Genomic DNA, 243 nt, shown 5'->3' on the forward strand with positions numbered 1-243 from the left:
TTTCGCGCCACGCCCTCTTTTTGTCCCGGTCCCAGCCCCTGAAGGGGATGGAAGATGACGGCGTTTACTCTCGGGGAGGCGACGGCGCTGGCGCTCGGCCGCGTCCGGCCGTCCGGAACGGCGCTTCGTAGCGGTGGGCGGACGCCCGCCCGCTCGGGTGCTCCTCACCGTACTGGCGCACCGGTACTGCGCGGCAGTATCGAGGCGGGGACGTTCGAGGACCTGTTCTTCGCGGTACCCGCC

At 70.4% G+C, this 243-nt stretch carries 1 protein-coding gene; it reads left to right on the forward strand.

The window, feature by feature from the left end:
- Nucleotides 1–54 precede the first annotated feature (54 nt).
- Nucleotides 55–243, forward strand: a 189-nt coding sequence (locus AC0IYH_RS33470; protein WP_471838742.1) for a hypothetical protein, incomplete at its 3' end; no start/stop codon positions are given.

It is taken from the genome of Pseudomonas sp. AC463 (assembly GCF_979253585.1).